Source organism: Acetoanaerobium pronyense (assembly GCF_017874355.1).
Lineage (GTDB): Bacteria > Bacillota > Clostridia > Peptostreptococcales > Filifactoraceae > Acetoanaerobium > Acetoanaerobium pronyense.
In genome coordinates this window covers 1-23,857 of sequence record NZ_JAGGLI010000026.1, presented here as the reverse complement: position 1 = coordinate 23,857, position 23,857 = coordinate 1, and the positions used below count along the sequence as shown (strand labels likewise).

Below are 23,857 nucleotides of genomic sequence, written 5' to 3'. Positions count from 1 at the left end.
GACATCTAAGCTTCAGCAGTTAATTCATACATAATTATTTTACAAAATTTCTTTATTTTTGAATGAAAAGGGCAAACTATAGGAAACTATAGGACGCAAAGCCAGGAACCTAAAGCATGTGCTAAGGTCGACCGGCTACCATCCAAAAGCTGAGGGTTATTTATTAGTTTTTAGGGTGGAGGTGTTATTTATGGCAAGCAAGAAAATAAGACGAAGGACTGCGTGGATTGTCATAATGATGTTTTTGATTTCCTTTATTAATCCTTTGGCAGCATTTGCTGACCAAGAGGGAAATGGAGAACAAGCAACGGATACAGAACAAATAATTGAGACAGTAGAGATAGCAGACCAACCAGGGGCTGAGAATTCAGAAGAATCTGGAGAACCAGCAGAGGCTGAAGAAATTCCAGCTGATGATGAAGAATCAGTAGTGGAGGAAGATTCAGAAGAACTAGGAGAAAATCCAGAGGAAGATTCAGAACAAGTAGAAGCAGAAGATGAACAAGGGGACAACGAAGGTTCGGAAGAATCAGTAGGGGATGAAGGCTCAGAAGAACCTGGGGATGGCTCATCAGACAACGAGGATTTGGGAGAATCAGAGGAAGAGCCAGTAGATAATGAAGATCTAGGAAATTCCAAAGAACCTACAAATCCGGTAAATCCTGAAGAACAAAATGAAGCAATGGACTTAGAGGAAAGTTCAAGAGAGTTGACTTATGAAGAAATTCAAGGTGTTATTAATGGACAATATGAAGAATTTTCTGGAGATGGTTATGAAATATCTTCTTCATCAAGAAATTTTTTCATGATTAAGGCGCCAGATGTAAGTCATACAGTTAATGGAGATACTGCAAATATAAATATTTATAATAAAAATTATATTCCAATGTTTGTGACATTAATTAATCTGCAAAATTTGAATTGGGAAACTACTTTAATAGGAGGAAAGGATTCAATAATTAGAGAGGTCCCTCTTGATTCTAAATTTAATTATTTTAAAGTCGCATGGTGGAATGGATTTAAGGTTCAATGGAAAGTAATAGAAATTGAAAAGCAGGAATTTTATAAAATAAGGGTAATTAAAGAATGGTACAACAATGGTACAGGAGAATTGTTAGATAAAGCATATTATAATGACTGGGAAGTAAAAGCAGAGTGGGATGATGAGAAAGGGACAACTCAATCACAGTCTATAGATAATGGCAATCCTATAATGGAGATTAGTATACCTAAAGGTAATTCGATTGAAATTTGGGAAGATACAGCTCCAGGGTATTATAGTCTAGGAGATGGCTATTATGAAAATGAAGATATGCTCTCAGAAGTTGCAACGTGGGATGATGACTTTGGAGGATATATACTTGTAGTTAAAAACTATGTGTATGTAGGAAGTGTAGAAATCTATAAAACATTAGAAGATAAGGTTCCACATGCTGGAGCGGAGTTTGAAGTTGAAGAAATAGATGTAGAAGAAATTCCACAAGAGGCTAGGGAAGCTCTTAATATGAGAGGACTAAAGACGTTAGCACAGGAACCTGCGAGACTAGTAACTGATAGTAATGGATTCTTAAAAATAGGGAATCTGTTGCCAGGAACTTATAAAATAAAAGAGCTAAATAATGAGTATTTTAATACTAATTATGGTGATGGATATGAAGGATATGTAGTAGTACAGGCTTGTGAACCTACTCCAATCCATATTGAAAATACTTTTAAAGAAAACCCTGAAGAAAATGCGAATTTAACTGGAAACAGAATTTATGGTTATAAATTCAATGAAGAAGAACAACCTCTTGAAGGCTGGACTATAGAGCTTTGGATGGGTGAAGAATTTAAAGGTAGAACAGAAACTGATGAAAATGGCCGTTTTGAATTTAAAGACCTTGAACTTGGGACATACACTGTTATGGAAGTAATGCAAGAAGGATGGAGGTTAGCTAACCCGGATGATAATCCAATATCTGTGGAAGTTACATTAGACGGAGAAGGTTATGAAGAGAGTTATATAAACCTTGAAACTGATGGTGACTTAAATCTTTTAATGCCAGAACAAAATGTAGTATTTGTGGCAGAAGGAAGAATTGGAGACAATTGGGGACATGCAGAATATGAAATGAAACTTTCAGGAAAAAACGGTCAAGTCTATACAGAAGCTGATAGAGAATGGGCAAATAATGGAGTCCCTGAAGAGTTTTCACTTAAATATGAAACTGGTAATCAACGAATAGTATTTAAGATAGGAACTAATGAAATGTGGTTTGATTTACCAGAAGAAGAAGAGTTTAATGATATTTTCATAAGAACTAGAGCCACTAAGTCAGATAGTGGGATTATGTTGAATGATCTTATGTTAAATGGAAAGTCAATAGATTCAACATCGGTTGCAGTAGGCTCAGAAGATGGTCATGGACTGCTTTGGATTAGAGGACATAACCTAAAAGATGGATTTGAGCTTACGGGGAATTCTATGATGTACTGGGATATAGATAATGCACCAATGAGATCTCACTTGGCTTACCAGATTAAAGTTGGAAATGCAATCTCTGGGGGGGCCGAAGAAGTAGTAAACTTCATAAATGAAGAAATACCAGTAGATCCAGACCCTGATCCAGACCCTGATCCAGATCCAGACCCTGATCCAGATCCAGACGATGACGACGATGATGACGATGATGACGATGATACAGTAGTTATAGATGATGAAGAAACTCCATTAGCGCCAACTCCTGAATCTATAGTAGCGAATGTAACAAATATTCAAGATGCTGAAGAAGAAATTATAGATGAAGAAGTGCCGCTTACAGCACCTGAAGTAGTAATAGAAGAAGACCCTGTGCCTCTTGCAGCTCCTGCTAGAGCTCAAACTCTTCCTAGAACATCTGGAATAGCACCAGAGTTGTTATATGGACTTGGGGCATTTATTACAGCAATTGGAGTTAAAATAAGAAAAAGATAATTAGTTTATAAAAAATGCATCTTCTAATTTAGAAGGTGCATTTTTGTGGGAAATATTACCAAAATTCTTCTATGAAAGGCTTATTCTCGCAATTAAGAATTGAATTAAGTTTTGAGATTCTAGGAGTTGTTATTTAATATCCATCTTATCTCTTTTTTTAATCCCTTTTCTATTTTTTCCATGGGGATTATAAATTCTGGAATACCTGTTGCATATGGGGCTATTTCATATACTCCAAATGTAATTACAAGATTTCCATCTTCTACAAAATATTGCTGCATTTCTCCAATAGATTCAAATCTAAGACCTTTTTCCTTAAAATACATAGTGTCATCAGGTGAATTTTTAATTTGGTTTGAGATTTCCCCGTTGATTACCTGCTTATAGTCAAAATCATCCTTAAAGAAAAAATCAAGTGGTACACTTTCGCCAGTTAGCATGTTTATGTTGTAAGAGGTAGCGTAGTAATTTCCGTGTGCTCCTCCTGTATAGTCTCCAAATATTCCAAAAAGGCTTATAAATTCTGGAGATACTGTCTTAATCTCAAATGACGTATATGCCTTATAGGGTCTAGAGTAATGATCTACTGGCCTTGATTGGGATGTCTTTTTTAAGCTATCCACGTGATTAAGAACCTGTTCCTTAAATCTTTGATTTAGTCTTTCCTCTACTAATTGGTCCATTAGTCCGGAGACTACTGGATACTCTATGTCATAGGAAAAATAATCACTAGTTTCAGACTCTGATATGATATCTACACTTGGAGCTAGATTCATCATAGCCATTCTAGGTTCGGATGCACCTGTAGATTCATCCATATTCATTTCTTTATTCATCATAATCTCATCTGATTTATCCATATACATCTCAGGACCTTGACTACATCCTGAATATATTACTGTTAGGGATAGTGCTATGGATATAAACATAAATTTTTTTATAGTTTTCACGTAAGGCTCTCCTTTATTTTCGGGCATTGCCCTTCTACAAGGGAATATAATTGGTTTTCTAATCTAATTTTAACCTTTTAAAATTTGGATTTAGTTACAGAATCATTAAAGAAAAATAACAAAATTATGGTATCATTATTACATAATAAAGTGAAGAGCATTGAAAGGATGGGAAATTATGAAAATCAAGGGAGTAAAATTTAACAATCATGCCCTGTTTGATAGTGCTCAGATAAGGTTTGAAACAGAGGAAGGAGAGTTTTTAGATACGGTTGTGTTAGCTGGAATCAATGGCTCTGGTAAGACTACTCTTCTTAATAATATATACGAAGCGGTAAGAAAAATGGAGATTTCTAAGTTTGTTCAAGAAGAAGAGCATAAAGTCTATTTGGATATGGAAATCACTGAGGAGGAAAAAACTAAAAAGCCAAGGGTTATATACCTTCCTTCAGAAGTGAGATATAAAAGTATTAAAGCTGGTGAACCACGTCATGAAGCATCCTTTACATACTGCATGGATGACAAAAATACCTATGATATTACAACATATATAAAAGATGAATTTGATAAACAGATATTTTCAAATCATGAGCTTACAGTAGGGCAGAGTATAGACAAAGTGTGCAACGAAATAAATTCTATATTTGATATACTAGACCTTGATGTGATGCTTGTTGGAATGAAGGATACTGCTACTAAAATGCCTCTTTTTAGAAATTCTTCAGGGGCTGAGTTTGATATAAATGGACTTTCATCAGGAGAAAAACAGCTATTTATAAGAATACTTTCTCTAAAAGCCTTAAATCCTGTAGGTGCTTTGATTTTAGTGGATGAACCTGAGATTTCTCTTCATCCATCTTGGCAGCAAAGAATAGTTGAAGTTTATCAGCATATAGGAGAGGGAAATCAAATCATTATAGCTACCCACTCACCTCATGTGATTTCTTCAGTGAAAAGAGAGTCTCTTAAAATACTTTCTAAAAATGGGAAGACAGTTTCAGTGATAGATGGGGAAAACCTAGATGAAATCTATGGGCTTCCAGCAGATATAATACTTCTTGAGATAATGGGACTTAATACAGTAAGGCACCCAAATGTTCAAAAGATGATTGACACTTTAAAGGATATGGTCAGAAATGATCTTTACGATACTGATGAATTCAAAGAGCTTTATGAAGAGGTTACAGGAAATATAGGGACTATAGATCAAGACATACTTTTAATCAATATAGAGATAGCCAGAAGAAAAGGTGGATTTAATGCTGAATGTTAAAAAGTCTGAACAGCCGGAATTTCTAATTGAATACAAGGAAAATAAGGCCAATGCAAGCTATAAGAATATGAGGGGAGAAATGAGAAAAGACCTGAGGCATTATATTGCATATAGAGAGCAGTGCAAAGCCAAAAGGTGTTTTTGTGCATATTGTGAAAGGGAGATAGTTGTAAACTCTGATAAAGCAAATGGTTCCCATATAGAGCATATAAAGCCCCAATCACAATTTCCTAAATCTGACCTTGAATATACCAACTTAATTGTATCTTGTAATTCAAAGGAATCATGCGGCATAAAAAAAGGAAATAGGTACTTTGAACAGTTTATTGATCCGGTTTTTTATGATCCAGGCAAACATTTTACCTATGATTCTTTAACTGGAGAGATAATACCAAAATCAGGTATAAAAAATTCAAATACACCTGAGTACAAAACTCTAGCACTTTTGGGACTCAACAATATAAGAGTTACAGAGGCGAGAAAGAGGTTTACTGTTGAAGTTGTAAGCCTCCTTCGCTTTATGAAAAAATCTGAAATAAAGCATTTTGTTAAGCAGTTTCCAACGCTATTTGAATTTCTGATAGATGGAGGGAAAGATGACTAATCAAAAAGAAATAGGTGGATATATGGAGCTAGAGCTTCCTGCTGGAAAAGAGTACTATGAAGGCTCATCGGTAATGAGATTAAATACTGGAAGAGCCTGCATATACTATGCTCTAAAAAAAGCAAATGTAAAAAAAGTATATTTGCCTCATTATCTTTGCACCAGTATGTTTCAGGCTCCAAAAGCTCTAGGCATAGATGTGGAGCTTTATTATATGGATGAGCAGTTTAGACCAAAGGAGATTCACTCTACCTCTAGTGAAGAGGCATTTCTTTATATAAACTATTTTGGAACAGGGAAAAAAGAGGATATTAATGAGATTTCCAAAAATCATGAACATTTTCTTTTAGACAATACTCAAAGCTTTTATAGCCCTCCTTTAGAAAAAGCATATAACATATATTCCCCAAGAAAATTTTTTGGCGTAAGTGATGGAGGTTACCTAATCAAAGGGAATATAGATATTGAGGATTTGCCTCAGGATATATCATATAAGCATGCTTCCCATCTTTTCAAAAGAATAGAAGAGGGGGCAAATAGTGCCTACAAGGAAAACATGGATAATGAAAATAGATTTGATGACTTTAAGGCGATGGGTATGTCAAAGCTCACAAGGAGAATCCTTCAAGGTATAGATTACGAAAAGGTGAAGATAAAAAGGGAGAGAAATTTTTATTATCTTCATCAAAGGTTAAAGGATATAAATGGCATTGATTTGTCCCATAGATTTGAAGCGCCAATGATATATCCTTTTCTTATTGAAAAAAAAGGACTTAGAGAGCACCTTGTATCAAACAGGATATATGTGCCGACTTGGTGGAATGATGTACTTAAAAGAGTGAAATCAGATTCATTTGAAGCATACCTAAGCTCCTATCTAGTGCCTCTACCAATAGACCAGAGGTATTCAAGGGATGATATGGATATAGTTCTAGGAGTTATTGATGATTTTTTAAGAAAGTAAAATACAAATAAAGCGTCTTATTACTGGAGGTTTTTATGGGAGACGATTTTAATATAAAAAAATATGACAACAAATTTTTTAAGCTTTTAGATGAAATTTTATATAAGGTCTTGGAAGCCTCTGTGGATAATATGCCATCAAGACTTAAAAAGTTAATAGCCCATTACTATACAGATGCTAGGATTCGAAAGCTTTATTTTGACAGACTTGGTGTGAAAATGGGTGAAGGAACCTTTGCAAATCTTGGAATGAAAGCTGTAATAGGGTCTAATCATAGATATATGGTATATATTGGAGATAGAGTTTCAATTGGCCCGAATCTCACTTTGGTTGGAGAGTCATCAGCCAATAACGGCATTGAAATAAACTCTATAGATTATGTAAGAAAAAATCTAACTAAAAATGAAATCATATATATAGAGGATGAGGTATGGCTAGGAGCGAACGTAACTATTCTCCCAGGAGTGACAGTGGGAAGGTGTAGCGTAGTTGGAGCAGGGGCAGTAGTAAATAAAGACGTTGAGCCATATAGTGTATATGCAGGAGTTCCAGCAAAAAAAATAAGGTCTTTAGATGTAGGAGAAAGTGATGAATAAAATATCAATAATTATTCCAGTTTATTATAATGAACTTAATATACCTCATCTTTATGATGCTCTTAATGAAAAAATCCTTTCAAGAACTGATTTTGAATCTGAGATAATATGTGTTGATGATGGTTCTAAGGACAATTCCTATAAAGAGCTGCTTAAGCTAAGGGAAAAAGACAGCAGGTTTAAAATAGTAAAATTATCTAGAAACTTTGGCTCTCATACTGCAATCCTTTCAGGTTTTGCCCATGCAAGTGGGGACTGCATGACTATGGTAGCGGCTGATCTTCAGGAGCCACTTGAAATAATAATAGAGATGTATGAAAAATGGAAAGAGGGAAACAAGGTAGTTATAGCGGTGAGGAAAGATAGGGAAGATGGATTTTCTCAAAAGATTTTTTCGAATACATATTATAAGCTTATGCAAAAATATGCTATTTCAAATATGCCAGATGGAGGCTTTGACTGTTTCCTTATAGACAAAAAGGTCAGGGATGTTCTTACAAGAATGAGTGAAAAAAATTCGTCTATTGTTGGACAGGTTCTTTGGACTGGGTTTGAGCCTGCTAAGATATATTATGTTAGGAAAAAAAGAGAAATAGGAGAATCAAAATGGACCTTATCAAAAAAGATAAAGCTCTTTGTAGATTCTTTTATGGCCTTTTCCTATGTGCCAATCAGATTTATATCTACACTCGGTATAGTCATATCTATATTTGGATTTTTAAGTGCGGTGTTTCTTGTTGCAAACAAATTTATCTACAATGTCCCTGTACAAGGGTGGACTACAATGATGATTACTGTTCTGATTCTTTCTGGAATCCAGATGCTAACCCTTGGAGTAATAGGGGAATATCTGTGGAGAAACTTTGATGAAACTAGAAATAGACCTACATATATAGTTGATGAGCATCATGGAATCGATATAGAAACTTTAGAATATATAGAGAAAATGGATTTTAAAGAAGGTGCAAAAGTATGATAGAGTTAATCTATGATATTAAAGAAGAAGCATTTATTGGAAGAGATAAACTAAAGAATACTCTTGAGTTTGAAGTACAATATATTTCTGATTTTCCTGAAATTGATTACAGCTCAAGATTTGAGGACGTCCTTTTTTTTGACTCAGAGGAATTCCATGCTTACCATGAAAAAAATGCCCTAAAGGTATATAAGCTCATCTTTATGGAAGATGAAGCTTACCTAGGATTTTGTTATGCAGGGGAAAAAAACATAGACAATAAAAAAATGCTCTTTATACCCTACTCCTCTCCTTTTTCAAAGGTTTATTTTTCGAAAAAGGCAAAGACTAGTGATAGGGAAAAAGTATATAGCTCCCTTATGAAGATGGCTAATAATATGAAAGTGGGCTTAAGGATTATGTTGCCCCCTGATATTTATTATAAAGACTTTGCCCTGGATTTAGCATCTTTTATGGATAGTTCCTTTAAGGTTGACTATATGCATATAAATAATTATTTTGACCTTAGATATCTAGAGGATATGGAGGGTTTTGTAAGAGAGAAAAGTCATAGCTATAGAAAAAATTTAAAAAAAGCTAAAAATCAAAATCTAAAGATGGAGATAAATAAAGAGGCTTCCCTTGAAAAGGCCTATAGGGTAATAGAAAAAAATAGAAGTGAAAAGAATTATCCTCTTAGTATGAGTTTTGAGCAGATAAAAAGCATTTCTTCCATGACAAGCTCAAATGTAGATTCATTTGTATTAAGGTGTGAGGAATCTGATATAGATATAGCGGCAGGTATAGTATTTAAAATAAATGAAAATGCTGTTCAAGTCATCTACTGGGGAAGTCTTGAAGAGTTTTCCTGTATGAGACCTATGGAGCTACTATCTTTTGAGATCATAAAATATTACAAGGAAAGAGGGATATCGTATGTTGATATAGGGCCATCAACTGCAAATGATAAAATATCCCATGGGCTTTATGGGTTTAAAGTAAATATAGGATGCAAAAGTAATTTAAAGCCAGTTATTATAAAAATATAAACTCATTTGGAGGTTTTATGTTGGAAAAATTTCAGAGACTTTTTGGAAAAACTCTGCTAGCATTAGGTTTTTTTCTATTTTTGTCTATCTTTATTTACATAAATTATATTGCTTCTCCAGGATTTAGAGCCCCAGTCCTTAAGAGTCTTTTTTTGACAGGGGTTTTTATTGGAATCTTTATATTATGTGATTTTCTGTTCCATTATATTGAAAAAAAAAATACATATTATTATATTATAGCTGGAGCTATATTGTTTTCAGGGCTTATTCTGAGGCTTTACTGGATTAACTCTGTGGATACTATTCAGGTTTCTGACTTTGGAAGAATGTGGGAAAGTGCCGGAGAAATAGCAAAAGGAGACTATTCGAGATTCAAGGAAAATGGATATCTATATACCTATCCTCACCTAGCCTTTACTACACTGTTTTATTCTCTGGTTTATAGAGTGTCTTCAGGAAGTATCTATGCTATGAAAATAGTAAATCTTATCCTTTCTATGGTATCTGCTTTACTTGTATATCTTATTGCAAATGAGATATCAAACAGAAAAAAAGGGCTAGCATTTTTGGTAATGGCTATAAATGCTCCATTTATATTTTTCAATAATATTCTTGATTCGCAAAATCTTGCTATACCTCTATTTTATGGGTGTGTATATATTTATCTAAGGGTATTTAAGGACAAACTAAACCCATTATACCTGATTGTTTGCGGAGTACTTCTTTCCCTTGGAAACCTAATGCGCTCTGTAGGGCCTATATTTTTGATTGCAATACTGATGCATATGATTTTGTTTACGGATTATAAAGGGCTAAGATTCAAGAAAAAAAACAGAGGTAATCATAGCATGAAGCTGATGTGCCTTCCTCTTTTATTAATAAGTATGTATCTTACCACTTTTTTATTAAACTATGCTTTTATATGGACAGGAGTATTTCAAAAGGCAACGTGGGAGACTGAAGGAAATCTCATACTCTATATAAATGCAGGATTCAATCACGATAGCAATGGTATGTGGAATCAGTACGACTACGACCTTCTAAGAGATGTGGGCTATGATTATGAAAAGGCAGAAATTGAGGCAAAAAGAAGGCTAAGTGAGAGGCTTGAGGATAAAGACAAGGTAATGAATCTTATTTCAAGCAAGTATAGAACTCAGTGGGGAGCAGGGGATTTTGGAGGGCTTTACTGGTCCACTCTAGAACTGCGAAGTAACCCAAAGTCAACCAATGATATGCTAGTATGGTTTAACTACCATTTTTATTTTATACAATCTTTTTACAGTGCAATTGTGTTAAGTATTCTATACAAAATATACAGGCTTTGGCATCAAAATGAACTGGATAAGGAGTTTATATTCGGAGTGATACTGTTTATAGGATTTGTATGTCTACATACTTTAATTGAGATGCAGCCAAGATATGGATATATAGCTATGCCTATGATTACGGCTCTTGGAATATCTGGTATAGGGACTAGTTTTAGAAAGGAAGGTAAAATATGAAGGTACCTTTTAATGTTTTAGACAGGCAGTTCTTTCTTCATCAGCAGGAGTATGAGTCTAAGGCTTTAGAAGTTCTTAGAAGCGGATGGTATATTCTTGGCTCTGAAGTAAAGAGCTTTGAAAAGGAGTTTGCCGCATATCTTGGAGCGAAATACTGCATAGGCCTTGCAAGTGGACTCGATGCTCTTATGATAGCATTTAGAGCGCTAGGTATTGGCAGTGGTGATGAGGTTATTGTTGCCGCAAATTCATATATAGCGTGCGTGATGGGCATCACAATGAATGGGGCAACACCTATTTTTGTAGAGCCTGACAAGTACTATAATATAGATCCAAAAGCTGTAGAGGATGCAGTTACTAAAAAGACTAAGGCTGTACTAGCTGTGCATTTATATGGGCAAAGTGCAGATATGAGTTCTCTAAAGGATATTTGCAATAGACATGGACTTTATCTTGTAGAGGACTGTGCACAGTCCCATGGCTCAAAGCACGGGGAAAAGATGAGCGGAACTATAGGGGATATAGGGTGTTTTAGCTTTTATCCAAGCAAAAATCTAGGATGTTTTGGAGATGGGGGAGCTATAGTTACAGAGAATCCTGATATAGAAAAGGAAATAAGAGTACTTAGAAACTACGGAAGTGAAAAAAGATATCATAATAAGACTGTTGGATACAACTCTCGCCTTGATGAGATTCAAGCTGGACTTCTTAGGGTCAAGTTAAGGTATATTGACGAGCTAAATAAAGAAAGAGAAGAAATAGCAAAACGCTATTTGACTGAGATTAAAAATGAGGAGATATTACTTCCTGAGTCAATGAAAAATTCAACTCATATATACCACCTTTTTGTAATTAGATTAAAAAACAGAGAAAAGTTTATGAAATATATGGAGGAGAATGATATCGGTAAAATGATACATTATCCTATACCTCCTCATCTTAGTGAAGCATATAGCTATCTTGGTTATAAGGAAGGGGATTTTCCTTTAGCTGAGGCTTATTCAAATGAAGTTGTAAGTATTCCAATATACAATGGGATGAAAAAAGAAGAAATAGACTATGTGATTGAAGTAATCAACAATTATAAGTAAAATGATAGATATGAATTATTAAAAACAAGTCTTTTATAATTTAAATCTAATTTTGTAAAACTGGAGAGTATAAATGAAAAAATACAGTCTTTTAAAATTCAATGAGCTTGGAGATTCTAGGGGAAAGCTTGTAGTTGCGGAAGGTCTTAAGGATGTACCCTTTGATATAAAGAGAATATTTTATATCTATGATACCAAGGATGAGGTAATAAGAGGGCAGCATGCAAATAGAAACTCAAAATTCGTCCTTATAAACCTTCAAGGTAGTGTAAGCATAGTTGTAGATGATGGATATAATAAGGATGTAGTAGTCCTAGATAAGCCACATGAAGGGATTTTTCTAGAAAGCATGGTCTGGAAAGAGATGAAGGATTTTTCTAGTGATTCTATACTCCTTGTATTGTCAAGCGAGGGATTTGACTCTGGGGAATACATTAGAGATTATGAGGAGTTTCTCAATGAAGTTAGAAAAAGCTGATTTAAAGAGCTTTATATTAAATGATGAAAATAAAAGGTTTCTAAAGTTTGCTATAGTAGGAGTCTCAAATACAGCTATATCATTTCTCGTATACGTGGTTTTGGTAAAGCTATCTATATATTATATACTTGCAAGCATTATTTCATATATTGCTGGGATATTAAACAGCTATATTTTAAATACCGCATTTGTATTTAAGGAGAAGAAGACGAAAAAAAACCTATTTATGTTTTCAAGTGTTTATTTGTCTGCTCTTTTGATAAACCTTAGCCTTTTATATATTATGGTAGATGTTTTGGGAGTAGGTCCTATTACTGGGCAGATACTTGTTACTGGACTTGTCATGATATATAATTATATAATGCAAAAGAAATGGACCTTCGGGTCATCTAAATAAAATAAGACCTAATCATTTGAGTGAATCTTTATCAAATGATTAGGTCTTTAAATTTTGACTAAATAACTCTTCTTCCGTAAAGGAAATTTTTTCTTGTGCTTAATGAATCTATTCTAACGCTCTTTCCAGGGCTAGGAGAATGTATGAATTGTCCATTTCCTATATATATCCCTATGTGTCCAGGGAAGTATACAAGGTCTCCGGATCTAAGTTCGCTTCTTGAAACCTTAGTTCCAACTCTTCCTTGCTCTGCAGATGTCCTTGGAAGTCTTACTCCTGCTTTTCTAAATACATACTGAGTAAATCCAGAACAGTCGAATCCACTTGGAGTAGTTCCGCCCCATCTATATGGGACTCCTATGTAGTTTCTAGCAATAGATACAACGCTTGGAGTTTTTGGCTTTGTTCCATAAGCTATTATTTTTGGTTCAGGATTTTTTATTACTTGTTCGCTTAGTGTAACTTTTTCAATTTCTTCTCCATTTACTTCTATTACTTCTCTAAGTACTTCTTTTACACCGTTTTCTCCCTCGGAAGTTACTTTTGTAGTACCCTCTGTCATAGAAGAATCAGCAACTCTTTTTTCTGCTCTATATATAGGTATGTTTACACTTTCTTCATATGTAACTTTCACATCAATTAAAGGCTTGATATGATCCCCAGTAGATTCATTTGAAGAATCTCTGTTTATATTAGATCTTGAAACACTAGCTATACTTATTGGTGACTTTACTACTGCTAAAGCTTGATGATTATTGAATATTTTATCGACACTAATTTTTTCAGCTTTTAGAACATCTACCTGTTGTAAAAATTCTACCTTGGCATTTTGCTTAGATGTTGAAAAAGGTGCTTTTATTGCCTCAAGAACATTTTCTGCAATAGCTTCATCTTTTACTGCCATAAGAACTTTGCCATCTGATTTTATTAGATAGCCTGGAGATTTGATATCCAGTGAAGAAACTGTTTTTATTTTAAGGTCTTCTGCATCTGTAAGGTCGTTTCCGTTTAATTTTCCTTTTATATATTCAATATTTATGTCGTATGTAATTTCTTGTCCTTTTGTGTCTCTAAGCTCGCTATCAAGTTCTTTTAAAAGTTTCTCCATTTGGGATGGTCTTTTTACTATCCCCACGGTGCTTCCATTTACTGCTACTTCATAGGCCACTCCTGGCTGAACATAGGCTAAAAAGCCTGCAAGAGCAACAAGGGCAATTAAAGAATAAACATAGAGTCTATTTTGAAGTAGCCTTCTTTTTAGCCCTTTTGACATTTTAATCATAAAAATTTCCTCCAAACTGTCTGGTTAGTATTGAAAGGCTTTCTAATGAAAACCAGTTCTTTCTATTTTCTTATAGAAAGTTTCATGTTCCCAAGTACATCTTGGTAAGGGTACTGAAAGATTATATCATAAATTTTATATTAAAAATAGGCTTTAGTTACAGAAAAGTAACAGGATAAAATCTGTCTATCTAAAAACCAGTATTTTCAATGGTATAAAGATATTAATAAAATAAAAATTTTTTTCTTTTACCCTAAAATAGTTACGAATTATTTACACTTTCTTCCTTTAAGTAACAAATCTCATTTACTGAGTTATAATATACGTGTACTGCTACAAATAGTACACACATAACTTAATATATTGTGAGAAAAGTGAAGGGAGCAAAGTTAATCGTGAAAGACAAAAAAAGCTTTTTAAAATTATCCAGAAAAAAAATAATAATAGGTGTTTTAGCAGTAGCATTAATAAGTGCTTTAGCAATTGGTATATTTGGAAGAGGTAAGGATGAGGATGTTTATGTATCAACAGTTAACCTTGAAAAAGGCGATATAGAAAAAAGTCTATCTGTGACAGGTACCATAAAAGGAACGGATAGTGCAGAGATATCTTCTTCTCTTTCCTATGAGATAATATCTATAAATGTGAAAGAAGGGGATTATGTTAGTAAAGGACAAGTGCTAGCGGTCCTTGATGGAAAGGATTTAAAAAGAGAGATAGAAATGGCAAAGAAGGATTATGAACTGGCTGTCCTTCAAAGCAGAGAATCACTTACGGGGAATATAGACACTTCAATAAAAGCTCAAGAGGTACAACTAGAGCAGAGTATTTTAGAGCAGGAAGAGGCTCAAAGACAGGTCAATATAAAGAAAAATCTCCATGAAAGTGGAGCTATACCTCTTGAAGAACTTATACAAAGTGAGATCGTTTTAGAAAGAGCAAATATTTCCGTAGAGTTAGCTCAGGAAACCTTACGAAAAACAAAACACGACATTGAAAAGGCAATTGAAGAGTCAAGGCCAAAAGCATCAACAGAGAAATCTCTTGAAATAAAAAGGGATGTTATAAAACAAAAAGAAGAAGACCTTGAGAGATTAAACATCAAAAGCCCTATAGAAGGAACTGTAACAAGGGTAAATGCAAGACTTGGAAGAAATGCTCAAAATACTGATGGAAATAGACCTATGTTTATCATAGAGAACCTTTCGGATCTCAAGCTTATAGTTAGTATAAGTGAATTTGATATTGCAAGAGTTAGCGAAGGGCAGGAGGTTGAAATAAGTGCGGATATACTTGGCTCTGACTCTATAAAGGGATATGTATCAAGAATATCTCCAACTGGAGAAGCAAGGGACCAGGGAGGAAGAGAAATGGTTATTCCTGTTGAAATTGATATAGAAGGAAATGATCCAAGACTTATTGCAGGTGTAAGTGCAAGAGGAAAAGTACTTATTGATAGAAAAGAAAATACCTTTGTAGTTCCTTTTGAGACGATTCTTGAAGAAGCTGGTGAAAGTTATGTTTTAGCTGTGCGAGATGGCATAATTAATAAGATTAAAGTTGCTATAGGAATAGAGGGAGATATGAATACGGAAATAATTTCAAATGACCTTATAGAAGGAGATGAAATCATTCTAAACCCTACTATGGAGAAAATTGATGGAATGAAGGTAGCGACTGCTTCAAATCAGGAGATGAGGTAATGGAAAACTTAGTTATAAAGGTGGAAAACCTCCAGAAGACATATAAAATGGGAGATATTGAGGTAAAGGCTCTTAGGGGAGTTAGTCTTAATATTACAGAGGGAGAATTTATAGCAATAATGGGTTCTTCAGGCTCTGGGAAATCAACGTTTATGAATATAATAGGCTGCTTAGATAGACCTACAGCAGGGGAATATTTTTTAGAAGGAATAGATATAAAGGAAAAGACTGAAAATGATTTGTCATATATTAGAAATCAAAAGATTGGATTTGTATTTCAGGCATTCAATCTTATTCCAAGAACTACTTCACTAAAGAATGTAGAACTTCCTTTGATTTATGGAAAGATTTCTTCGAGCGAAAGAAGAGAAAGAGCCAAGTCTATGCTGGAAATAGTTGGACTTGGGGACCGGATATACCATCTTCCAAATGAACTTTCAGGAGGCCAAAAACAAAGGGTTGCTATAGCACGAGCTCTTGCAAATAATCCATCAATAATTCTTGCAGATGAGCCTACTGGAAATCTTGATTCGAGCTCTAGCAAAGAAATAATGGAGCTTTTCAGGCAGCTAAACAGTGAGGGGAAAACTGTAATAATAGTAACACATGAAAGGGATATAGCAGAATATACAGATAGGATAATTACATTTAAAGATGGTGAAATCATCAAAGATGAAGGGAGAGAAAGCTTTAATGTTGGTATTTGAAAATATAAGGCTGGCTCTTTCCAGTATAAAATCGAATAAAATGAGGTCATTCCTTACTATGCTAGGAATTATAATAGGAATATCATCAGTTATTGCAATCGCATCCCTTGGAGAGACTTCAAGAGCTGTAATTGCAAAAGAGTTTGAAGCATTTGGAAAAAACAGAGTTGTAATATATATGCCTTATTCGGAAGAAATGAGGGACTCTGATTTTTTTACTTTGGAAGATATAGAATATATTAAAACTAGATTTGGAGATGATATAGAATACCTTGCTCCTTCTGCAAGCTCTTCCTCTGATATCTCAAGGGGTAGAAAGACAGGTAGAGTAAATATAAGCGGGGTTGCAGACGGTTACGAGAAAATGGTTAATATGAATATCATAAGAGGAAGATTCCTTACAAATTCCGATGTCAAGTCAAGAAGACCTGTGGCTGTTGTTGATAAGAGGATGGCGGAAAATATATTTGGAAGTATAGATGTTGTAGGACAGACTATAAGGGTGAGCCTTGATTCAGTACCTACTGATGTGATGATTTCAGGAGTATACGAAGCGGAACCTTCTATATTTGACAGTATGATGACATCAGATTCTACGACTATGTATATGCCGTATACTATGTTCCCTTCCCAGATAAATTATATGGGTATGATAGATATGAAAATAAATGAAGAAAAATCATCAATAGAAGTGGGAAATCAAATTGCTAATATTTTAGCTAGATCAAAAGGAAGAGAACCTGGCTTTTATATGATGGAGACAACAGCAGGTCAGCAGGGAAGTATAGATTCAATACTCGGAACTCTTTCTATGGCGATAGGGGCTATAGCTGCAATTTCTCTTCTTGTAGGGGGAATTGGTATAATGAATATCATGCTGGTTTCAGTGACAGAAAGAACCAGAGAGATAGGTATTAGAAAATCACTTGGTGCTAGAAGAAAAGATATTCTTTTTCAGTTTTTGATTGAGGCTATGATAGTTTCTGCAACTGGAGGAATTATTGGTACTACAATAGGGGTTGCGATTTCATCATCAATATCACTTTTTTTGAAGATTCCCCCAGTAATATCTCCAGCAATAGTAGTAATAGCTGTGGTATTTTCTGCAGTTGTGGGAATGTTTTTTGGGCTTTATCCTGCAAATAGGGCAGCAAAGCTTGACCCGATAGAAGCCCTTAGATATGAATAGAGTGTTAAGAAACTGTAATAGAAAAGGCTGCACTTTGTGATATAATCATTTATAAAGTGAATAGGGAAAAAAATATTGTTTACAAAATGAATTAAATATAAATGATTAGATTATTAGGAGGTCTTTTATGAATAGGTTTTTACAAGGTCTTATAACTATAGGATTTTTAGCAGCAGTTAGTGTTTTTACAGCTACAGTATCTCTTGCAGTTCCCTCTACTGTCCAGGTTTTTGTAGATGGAACCCCTTTAGTGACGGATCAGCCTGCAGTTATAAGAAATAGCAGAACAATGGTTCCTTTTAATGTACTTTTCACTGCTCTTGGAGCAGAAGAGGTAAACTGGAATGAACCTGAGCAGAAGGTTACAGGAAAAAAAGGAGATTTGTCTGTAGAACTTTTTATTGGAAAAACAGGAGCAAGAGTTAATGGAGAAAGCGTTAATATGGATACTCCAGTTCAAATAATAAATAGCAGAACAATGGTTCCCCTAGCTTTTGTATCTAGATATCTTGGTGCTGAGGTAAACTGGGATGGGGTGAATTACATAGCATCTGTAAAGACCGTAAATGGTGGAATTCCAGATATATTTGACCCAATAGTTACAGTGCCTTCACCAGTGCCACCCAAAGATACATCTCAGAAATCAAATATAATAGCAGGGATTTATGTGGCTGAAAACATGAAGGGTGAAAGATTTGCAATTCAGTTTAACAATAACATGACCATAGATATAAAAAACCTTACTTCTAAAAAAGAAGGAAAAGGAAGCTATACTGTATCTGGAAACGCAGTATCAATAGATACAGAGTTTATTAAAAGTAATTTTATGATTGAGGAGTTAAGATACAACAATAGAAACATTGTATTTCTAAGAGAGACTTCTTCAGATGGAAGAGGTACTACAGCTATGACTCCAGTTCCATATGAGGAATTTGCAAAGATATATCAAAGTAATTAAAGTTAATATATGCAAAACTAGACCTGGTGCTATAGAGCATCAGGTTTTTTTGTACTTAAATTATAAAGTAGTTTGTTAAAACTAGATTAGAAATAGATTAAAAATTAGATATTTTATAGAAATTTATATTGTAAATAGATAATATGTATTATAAAATAGAGAAACCTAAAAAAAGTGAGTACTTACTCACTTTTATATTTTGAAAGGAGAAACAAGGAGGTATGAAAAAGTCTGAGCAGACCGAACAAAAGATTATGCTTGCTGCTGGGGAGATTTTTTCTGAAAAGGGTTATTCTGCAGCTTCTACAAGTGAGATAGCAAAAAAGGCAGGAGTATCAGAAGGCACTGTATTTAGATACTTCAGTACAAAGAAAGAGCTTCTGGTGAGACTTGTAAAATACGGAATTGAGATGTTTTCAGAAGATATAGCTATAAAGCCTCTTATTGAACTTACAAGGGCTAAGAAAAATGGGCAAGATTTTTTGTATGAAGTATCTATGAATAGATATGATTTATGGGTTAAGTATAGAAATCTTTTTAAAATTGTCATACATGAGCTTTCCTTTCATATGGAAATAAAAGAGCTCTTTGACAAATACATATGCGAAAAAGTAGAGAGCATACTTTCAAGTACTTATGAGGATTATATAAAATCAGGGGATTTTAGAGAGGATATAGATTCTCATAGTGCTATTAGAAGCTTTTCTGGAATGATTTTTATTCTATTTATGGAGCATGCTCATAGCAATGAAAATTCACGTGAAAAGATGCAAAGGGATATAAAAACGACAATTGATATATTTATCAATGGAGTAGGCAAAAAATAAGGAGGATGGATAAATGAAAAAACGAATTATCGCAGGAGTTATGGTCCTTGTATTTATGAGTCTTGCACTTATGGGTTGCTCAAATGAAGTAGTTTTAGAGGAGCAAGAGGAGAAGAGTGTTTCTGTGGAAACAACTGTATCTGAACTTAGAGATATTTCTTTAAATACTACAATTACAGGTGCTTTTAGGGCATCTGATACTGTAGATGTAGTTCCAAAGGTGATGGGTAAGGTAACATCTCTAAATGTGAGAGAAGGACAAAGAGTAAGTAAGAATCAAGTGCTTTTTACAATAGATTCTCAAAACGTGGCATCTGCAGTTAGAAATGCAGAGTCTGCTATAAAAAGCGCAGAGGCAGCTGTAGAATCAGCCCAAGCTTCTTTTAGAAGAACACAGGAGCAACATGAAAATGCCCTAGTAAACCTTGAAAGAACAAAGCAACTTTATGAGGCTGGGGCAGTTCCACTCAATCAGCTTGAGCAGGCAGAGCTTGGGGCATCTGATGTAAATATTGAAATTGCAAACTCCCAGGTTTTTCAGGCTCAGGTTTCTCTTGAAAATGCAAGGGCAGCTCTTTTAGACGCACAAACTGGTCTTGCTGATTATACTGTAAGAGCTCCAATTTCAGGAGTGGTTACTAGATTAAATATTACTCAGGGAAATGTTGCCAGTGGTGGACCTTCACTTACAATATCAAATTTGGATTCACTTATAATGGATAGTAATATACCTGAAAATCTTATCAACTATTTTAAAGTTGGAGATCAGATTCAAATAAGAGTTAGATCAGCCTCTGACGTTATTTTAACTGGTACTGTTCAGGTGATACTTCCTCCTAATCAAGGAAGTCTTACATATCCCCTTGAAATAAAAGTTAATAATGCACCATCAGAGGTTATGGCTGGGATGTTTGGAGAGATAAGTATAGCTACTCAAGTAAGCTCAAATACCGTAACTATCCCTTCATCTGCTGTCACTATAAAAGATGGACAAAGTGTTGTCTTTACTACTGAAGGAGATAGAGCAAAAATGCAGGTTGTAGAGACAGGACTTGATGATGGTGAGCATATAGAGATATTAAGTGGTATAGAAGTAGGGGAGACAATAATTTCAAAGGGTCAAAACTTCTTAGATGATGGAACTAAAATAATTATAGTGAGTCAGGGAGGTAATTAGATGTTTGTTTCTGGAATGTCTGTAAAAAGACCTGTTACCACCCTTATGTTCATGTTTATAGCGATTCTTTTGGGTTTTGTATCCCTTTCTAGACTTCCAGTTGACCTTTATCCTCAGATAGAGGTTCCGGTTGCCATAGTAACAGTTGATTATCCGGGTGTTGCACCACAGGAAATGGAAACCCTTGTAACAAGACCTATAGAACAGGCAGTATCAACTGTTTCCAATCTTAATATGGTAGAATCCTTTTCAAGCGAGGGGACTTCTATAATAGTGGTGCAGTTTGAATACGGCACAGATATGGATTTTGCAGCCCTGGATATGAGGGAAAAAGTAGACCTAGTGAAAGGGGCACTTCCTGATGGAGCATCATCGCCTCTGGTACTTAAGATAGACCCAAATGCTATGCCTATAATCGAGCTGAGCATGGCGGCTGATATGCCTGTAGACAGACTTCAGTCTATTATAGAGGACAATATCATAAGTAGACTTGAAAGACTTGAAGGAGTAGCTTCTGTGGATTCCTTTGGAGGTCAGGAGAGGGAAGTGAGGGTAAAGCTTGACCCTGTGAGAATGTCTCAATACGGCATAAGTGTGGCTCAGGTTCAAAATATATTAAGAAGCGAAAACCTAAATCTTCCTGGAGGAAGGGTTCAAAGAGGGAATCAAGAGCTCCTTATAAGAACTATGGGAGAATTTTCTTCAATAGAAGAAATAAAGAATCTTCCAATCACTCTAAGGACCGGAGAAGCAATAAGGATGGTCGATATAGCTGAGGTAGACCTTCAGTTTAAGGATGTAAGTTCTCTTTCAAGATTTAATGGGGAGACGAGCATTGGACTAAGTATCACAAAGCAATCTGTAGCAAACACGGTAATAGTTGCTCAAAGAGTCATAGAAGAGATTGGAAAGCTGAGAAGTGAATTTCCAGATATCACAATGGAAATTGCAGTGGACCAAAGTGAGTTTATAAATAGCTCTATAAGTAATGTTACAAAGAGTGCTCTTTATGGAGGTCTCCTTGCAGTTATAATATTATTTCTGTTCCTTAGAAATATCAGATCTACATTTATTGTTGCCATAGCAATACCAGTATCTATTATAAGTACCTTTGCTCTTATGTATTTTGGAGACCTTAGTATCAACCTTATTTCACTTGGGGGACTTGCCCTTGGAGTAGGGCTTCTTGTGGACAACTCCATAGTGGTACTTGAAAACATATACAGACTTGCAGAAGAGGGGAAAGATATTAAAAAGGCTTCCGTTGAGGGAGCGAAACAGGTGGGAATGGCAGTTTTTGCATCCACTATGACTACAGTTGCAGTATTTTTGCCTATAGTATTTGTGGAAGGATTTACTGCAATTATATTCAAACAGCTTTCCTATACAGTTACATTTTCACTTCTAGCATCTCTGGTAATAGCACTAACAGTAGTTCCTATGCTCTCTTCAAAAATACTTAGAGTGGGAGAGCAAAAGACTAGAAAAAGAAAAGGAATAGGACTTGGAATTATTTTAGATGGGTTTTCCAAGGCAATTGATGGAGTAAATGATTTCTATTCTTCTTTATTAAAATCAGCTTTAAGACATAGATTAATATCTGTAATTATAGCTCTTGTAGTTTTGATTTCTTCATTATTTCTCGTTACTATGGTGGGAAGTGAGTTTTTCCCTATGGAAGATGAAGGAAGCTTTTCAGTTCAGGTAGAAATGCCATTTGGTGCTAGCATAAATGAAACCGATGAAATGGTAAGAAAAGTTGAAGACATAGTCAATCAAATACCTGAAAAATCTAGAGTATTTACAAGAGTAGGAGGAAGCAGTGGATTTAACCTTACGGCTTCTAATACTTCAAATGTAAATGTCAACTTAAAACCTATATCTGAAAGGGAAAGAGAAACTACAGAAATCGTCCAATGGGTAAGAAGAGAAACCCAGTCTATAGCAGGAGCTGAAATAACAGTAAGTGAAACCTCAGCTATGTCAGGAGGCTTTGGCGGAGGGACTCCTATAAGCATAGATATAAAGGGAGATAACCTTGAAACCCTTGAAGAAATAGCAACTCAGTTTAGGGATATAATGAGAAATGTACCTGGAACATCTGAAGTATCAATAGGTGTTGAAGATGGAGATCCCGAAGCTAGGGTAGTAATTGACAGAAGTAGGGCTTCTATTTATGGAGTGAGTGCAGCTGAGGTTGCAAACTCATTAAGAGCTTCCATAGAAGGGGTAAGAGCCACTTCCCTTAAGATGATGGATAGCGAAATAGATGTAATAGTTTCACTAGACGAATCTGTAAAGAGTTCTGTTGAAAATATGAAGCAAATAGAAATTCTTACTTCCACAGGGAGAATAGTGACACTTGGACAAATAGCTGATGTGGAGTTTGGAAACTCTCCTACTCAAATAAGAAGATCAAGTCAGGTAAGGACAATAAGCGTAACTTCTGGAATATACGGAAGAGATCTAGGCTCTGTTGTATCTGATATAGAAAAAGAGCTTGAAAGATATCCTATGCCAGATGGATATACCTACAGTTTTTCAGGAGAACAAGAACAGATGGCAGAGGCATTTTCAGGGCTGATACTTGCTCTTGTATTATCCATAATTATAGTATATATGATTCTGGCTTCTCAGTTTGAATCTTTGCTTCATCCATTTACTGTAATACTATCCGTTCCTTTTGCTCTTTCTGGAGGGTTTATAGGACTGTTTATAACTGGAAAAGCGCTATCAGTTCCTGCATTTATAGGAATCATAATGCTTGCTGGGATAGTTGTAAACAATGCGATAGTTCTTATAGATTATATAAATCAGACAAGAGGAGCTTTAAGTAGCAGGACTGAGGCTATAATCAAGGCAGTAAAAGACAGATTTAGACCAATAATGATGACCACATTAACTACAGTGCTTGGGCTAGTTCCAATCGCTATAGGAGGAGCTGAAGGTGGAAATACTATAGCTCCACTTGCTATAGTTGTAATAGGAGGACTTACCCTCTCTACAGTATTTACCCTGTCATTTATTCCAGTTGTATATAGCTTGTTTGATGACCTTTCTATAAAGATTAAAAAAGTTTTAAAAAGAGATGTAAAAGTATAAAAAAAGGGGCTGTCGGGAAAAGGCGTTTTTTGAACGATGAACCCTAAAAATTAAAAATCCTAGATTATTAAAGACATTCAGAAATGTAAATGTT

The 23,857-nt window shown here is 34.9% G+C and carries 20 protein-coding genes and 1 riboswitch; of the genes, 18 read left to right on the top strand and 2 right to left on the bottom strand.

Annotation, left to right across the window (positions count from 1 at the left end):
• The first annotated feature begins 60 nt into the window (after positions 1–60).
• Positions 61–143, top strand: a riboswitch (cyclic di-GMP riboswitch).
• Between the two features lie 47 nt (positions 144–190).
• Positions 191–2,956 carry a choice-of-anchor W domain-containing protein gene (locus J2Z35_RS10645; protein ID WP_209661392.1) on the top strand — a complete coding sequence of 922 codons (2,766 nt, stop codon included), beginning with the start codon at positions 191–193 and terminating at the stop codon, positions 2,954–2,956.
• 119 nt (positions 2,957–3,075) lie between these two features.
• On the opposite strand, the gene J2Z35_RS10640 is transcribed toward J2Z35_RS10645, so the two are convergent.
• On the bottom strand, positions 3,076–3,906 hold the full coding sequence (locus J2Z35_RS10640; RefSeq protein WP_209661391.1) for a DUF3298 and DUF4163 domain-containing protein: 831 nt from the start codon (positions 3,904–3,906) through the stop codon (positions 3,076–3,078).
• Between the two features lie 178 nt (positions 3,907–4,084).
• Here J2Z35_RS10640 and J2Z35_RS10635 point away from each other — a divergent pair, with 178 nt between their 5' ends.
• The 10 genes from J2Z35_RS10635 to J2Z35_RS10590 all read left to right on the top strand — a co-directional run bounded on the left by J2Z35_RS10635 (position 4,085) and on the right by J2Z35_RS10590 (position 12,818).
• Entirely contained in the window at positions 4,085–5,179 is a 1,095-nt protein-coding gene (locus J2Z35_RS10635; RefSeq protein WP_209661390.1) for an AAA family ATPase, read from the top strand.
• Complete coding sequence (locus J2Z35_RS10630) at positions 5,166–5,783, top strand: retron system putative HNH endonuclease (protein WP_209661389.1); 618 nt, start codon at positions 5,166–5,168, stop codon at positions 5,781–5,783. Before J2Z35_RS10635 ends, J2Z35_RS10630 begins: the two co-directional genes overlap by 14 nt.
• Positions 5,776–6,747, top strand: coding sequence for a hypothetical protein (locus J2Z35_RS10625; protein WP_209661388.1), 972 nt, complete (start codon positions 5,776–5,778; stop codon positions 6,745–6,747). The genes J2Z35_RS10630 and J2Z35_RS10625 overlap by 8 nt, the downstream gene beginning before the upstream one ends.
• Positions 6,748–6,782: 35 nt before the next feature.
• Positions 6,783–7,343, top strand: coding sequence for an acyltransferase (locus J2Z35_RS10620; protein WP_209661387.1), 561 nt, complete (start codon positions 6,783–6,785; stop codon positions 7,341–7,343).
• The gene (locus tag J2Z35_RS10615) at positions 7,336–8,319 is read left to right on the top strand and encodes a glycosyltransferase family 2 protein (protein ID WP_209661386.1); all 984 of its coding nucleotides are present in this window, start codon (positions 7,336–7,338) and stop codon (positions 8,317–8,319) included. Before J2Z35_RS10620 ends, J2Z35_RS10615 begins: the two co-directional genes overlap by 8 nt.
• The gene (locus J2Z35_RS10610) at positions 8,316–9,347 is read left to right on the top strand and encodes a peptidoglycan bridge formation glycyltransferase FemA/FemB family protein (RefSeq protein ID WP_209661385.1); all 1,032 of its coding nucleotides are present in this window, start codon (positions 8,316–8,318) and stop codon (positions 9,345–9,347) included. The genes J2Z35_RS10615 and J2Z35_RS10610 overlap by 4 nt, the downstream gene beginning before the upstream one ends.
• A gap of 293 nt (positions 9,348–9,640) precedes the next feature.
• Positions 9,641–10,852: a glycosyltransferase family 39 protein gene (locus tag J2Z35_RS10605; protein ID WP_209661384.1), complete on the top strand. Its 1,212-nt coding sequence runs from the start codon at positions 9,641–9,643 to the stop codon at positions 10,850–10,852.
• Positions 10,849–11,943 (top strand): DegT/DnrJ/EryC1/StrS family aminotransferase, encoded by a 1,095-nt coding sequence (locus J2Z35_RS10600; RefSeq protein ID WP_209661383.1) that lies wholly within the window; start codon positions 10,849–10,851, stop codon positions 11,941–11,943. Before J2Z35_RS10605 ends, J2Z35_RS10600 begins: the two co-directional genes overlap by 4 nt.
• Before the next feature lie 73 nt (positions 11,944–12,016).
• Positions 12,017–12,421 carry a sugar 3,4-ketoisomerase gene (locus tag J2Z35_RS10595; protein WP_209661382.1) on the top strand — a complete coding sequence of 135 codons (405 nt, stop codon included), beginning with the start codon at positions 12,017–12,019 and terminating at the stop codon, positions 12,419–12,421.
• Complete coding sequence (locus tag J2Z35_RS10590; RefSeq protein WP_209661381.1) at positions 12,402–12,818, top strand: GtrA family protein; 417 nt, start codon at positions 12,402–12,404, stop codon at positions 12,816–12,818. The genes J2Z35_RS10595 and J2Z35_RS10590 overlap by 20 nt, the downstream gene beginning before the upstream one ends.
• A 58-nt stretch (positions 12,819–12,876) precedes the next feature.
• Here J2Z35_RS10590 and J2Z35_RS10585 read toward each other — a convergent pair whose 3' ends face one another.
• Entirely contained in the window at positions 12,877–14,100 is a 1,224-nt protein-coding gene (locus J2Z35_RS10585) for a C40 family peptidase (RefSeq protein WP_209661380.1), read from the bottom strand.
• A 395-nt stretch (positions 14,101–14,495) separates the two neighbouring features.
• Between J2Z35_RS10585 and J2Z35_RS10580 the strand changes: the two genes are divergently transcribed.
• The 7 genes from J2Z35_RS10580 to J2Z35_RS10550 all read left to right on the top strand — a co-directional run bounded on the left by J2Z35_RS10580 (position 14,496) and on the right by J2Z35_RS10550 (position 23,763).
• On the top strand, positions 14,496–15,803 hold the full coding sequence (locus J2Z35_RS10580; RefSeq protein ID WP_209661379.1) for an efflux RND transporter periplasmic adaptor subunit: 1,308 nt from the start codon (positions 14,496–14,498) through the stop codon (positions 15,801–15,803).
• Positions 15,803–16,510, top strand: a complete 708-nt coding sequence (locus J2Z35_RS10575; RefSeq protein ID WP_209661378.1) for an ABC transporter ATP-binding protein — start codon at positions 15,803–15,805, stop codon at positions 16,508–16,510. The genes J2Z35_RS10580 and J2Z35_RS10575 overlap by 1 nt, the downstream gene beginning before the upstream one ends.
• Positions 16,497–17,699 carry an ABC transporter permease gene (locus tag J2Z35_RS10570; protein ID WP_245330862.1) on the top strand — a complete coding sequence of 401 codons (1,203 nt, stop codon included), beginning with the start codon at positions 16,497–16,499 and terminating at the stop codon, positions 17,697–17,699. Before J2Z35_RS10575 ends, J2Z35_RS10570 begins: the two co-directional genes overlap by 14 nt.
• A 127-nt stretch (positions 17,700–17,826) precedes the next feature.
• Positions 17,827–18,657 (top strand): copper amine oxidase N-terminal domain-containing protein, encoded by an 831-nt coding sequence (locus tag J2Z35_RS10565; RefSeq protein ID WP_209661377.1) that lies wholly within the window; start codon positions 17,827–17,829, stop codon positions 18,655–18,657.
• A 221-nt stretch (positions 18,658–18,878) separates the two neighbouring features.
• Positions 18,879–19,484 (top strand): TetR/AcrR family transcriptional regulator, encoded by a 606-nt coding sequence (locus J2Z35_RS10560; RefSeq protein ID WP_209661376.1) that lies wholly within the window; start codon positions 18,879–18,881, stop codon positions 19,482–19,484.
• Between the two features lie 13 nt (positions 19,485–19,497).
• Positions 19,498–20,661 carry an efflux RND transporter periplasmic adaptor subunit gene (locus J2Z35_RS10555; protein ID WP_209661375.1) on the top strand — a complete coding sequence of 388 codons (1,164 nt, stop codon included), beginning with the start codon at positions 19,498–19,500 and terminating at the stop codon, positions 20,659–20,661.
• The gene (locus tag J2Z35_RS10550; RefSeq protein WP_209661374.1) at positions 20,662–23,763 is read left to right on the top strand and encodes an efflux RND transporter permease subunit; all 3,102 of its coding nucleotides are present in this window, start codon (positions 20,662–20,664) and stop codon (positions 23,761–23,763) included.
• Positions 23,764–23,857: the final 94 nt, after the last annotated feature.

What these genes read in the sequence shown, in the direction of transcription:
- J2Z35_RS10575 (WP_209661378.1), top strand. Translation starts at nt 15,803, where the DNA reads ATGGAAAACTTAGTTATAAAGGTGGAAAACCTCCAGAAGACATATAAA.
- J2Z35_RS10610 (WP_209661385.1), top strand. Translation starts at nt 8,316, where the DNA reads ATGATAGAGTTAATCTATGATATTAAAGAAGAAGCATTTATTGGAAGA.
- J2Z35_RS10560 (WP_209661376.1), top strand. Translation starts at nt 18,879, where the DNA reads ATGAAAAAGTCTGAGCAGACCGAACAAAAGATTATGCTTGCTGCTGGG.
- J2Z35_RS10645 (WP_209661392.1), top strand. Translation starts at nt 191, where the DNA reads ATGGCAAGCAAGAAAATAAGACGAAGGACTGCGTGGATTGTCATAATG.
- J2Z35_RS10565 (WP_209661377.1), top strand. Translation starts at nt 17,827, where the DNA reads ATGAATAGGTTTTTACAAGGTCTTATAACTATAGGATTTTTAGCAGCA.
- J2Z35_RS10590 (WP_209661381.1), top strand. Translation starts at nt 12,402, where the DNA reads ATGAAGTTAGAAAAAGCTGATTTAAAGAGCTTTATATTAAATGATGAA.
- J2Z35_RS10630 (WP_209661389.1), top strand. Translation starts at nt 5,166, where the DNA reads ATGCTGAATGTTAAAAAGTCTGAACAGCCGGAATTTCTAATTGAATAC.
- J2Z35_RS10615 (WP_209661386.1), top strand. Translation starts at nt 7,336, where the DNA reads ATGAATAAAATATCAATAATTATTCCAGTTTATTATAATGAACTTAAT.
- J2Z35_RS10555 (WP_209661375.1), top strand. Translation starts at nt 19,498, where the DNA reads ATGAAAAAACGAATTATCGCAGGAGTTATGGTCCTTGTATTTATGAGT.
- J2Z35_RS10625 (WP_209661388.1), top strand. Translation starts at nt 5,776, where the DNA reads ATGACTAATCAAAAAGAAATAGGTGGATATATGGAGCTAGAGCTTCCT.
- J2Z35_RS10585 (WP_209661380.1), bottom strand. Translation starts at nt 14,100, where the DNA reads ATGATTAAAATGTCAAAAGGGCTAAAAAGAAGGCTACTTCAAAATAGA.
- J2Z35_RS10550 (WP_209661374.1), top strand. Translation starts at nt 20,662, where the DNA reads ATGTTTGTTTCTGGAATGTCTGTAAAAAGACCTGTTACCACCCTTATG.
- J2Z35_RS10620 (WP_209661387.1), top strand. Translation starts at nt 6,783, where the DNA reads ATGGGAGACGATTTTAATATAAAAAAATATGACAACAAATTTTTTAAG.
- J2Z35_RS10595 (WP_209661382.1), top strand. Translation starts at nt 12,017, where the DNA reads ATGAAAAAATACAGTCTTTTAAAATTCAATGAGCTTGGAGATTCTAGG.
- J2Z35_RS10600 (WP_209661383.1), top strand. Translation starts at nt 10,849, where the DNA reads ATGAAGGTACCTTTTAATGTTTTAGACAGGCAGTTCTTTCTTCATCAG.
- J2Z35_RS10570 (WP_245330862.1), top strand. Translation starts at nt 16,497, where the DNA reads ATGTTGGTATTTGAAAATATAAGGCTGGCTCTTTCCAGTATAAAATCG.
- J2Z35_RS10635 (WP_209661390.1), top strand. Translation starts at nt 4,085, where the DNA reads ATGAAAATCAAGGGAGTAAAATTTAACAATCATGCCCTGTTTGATAGT.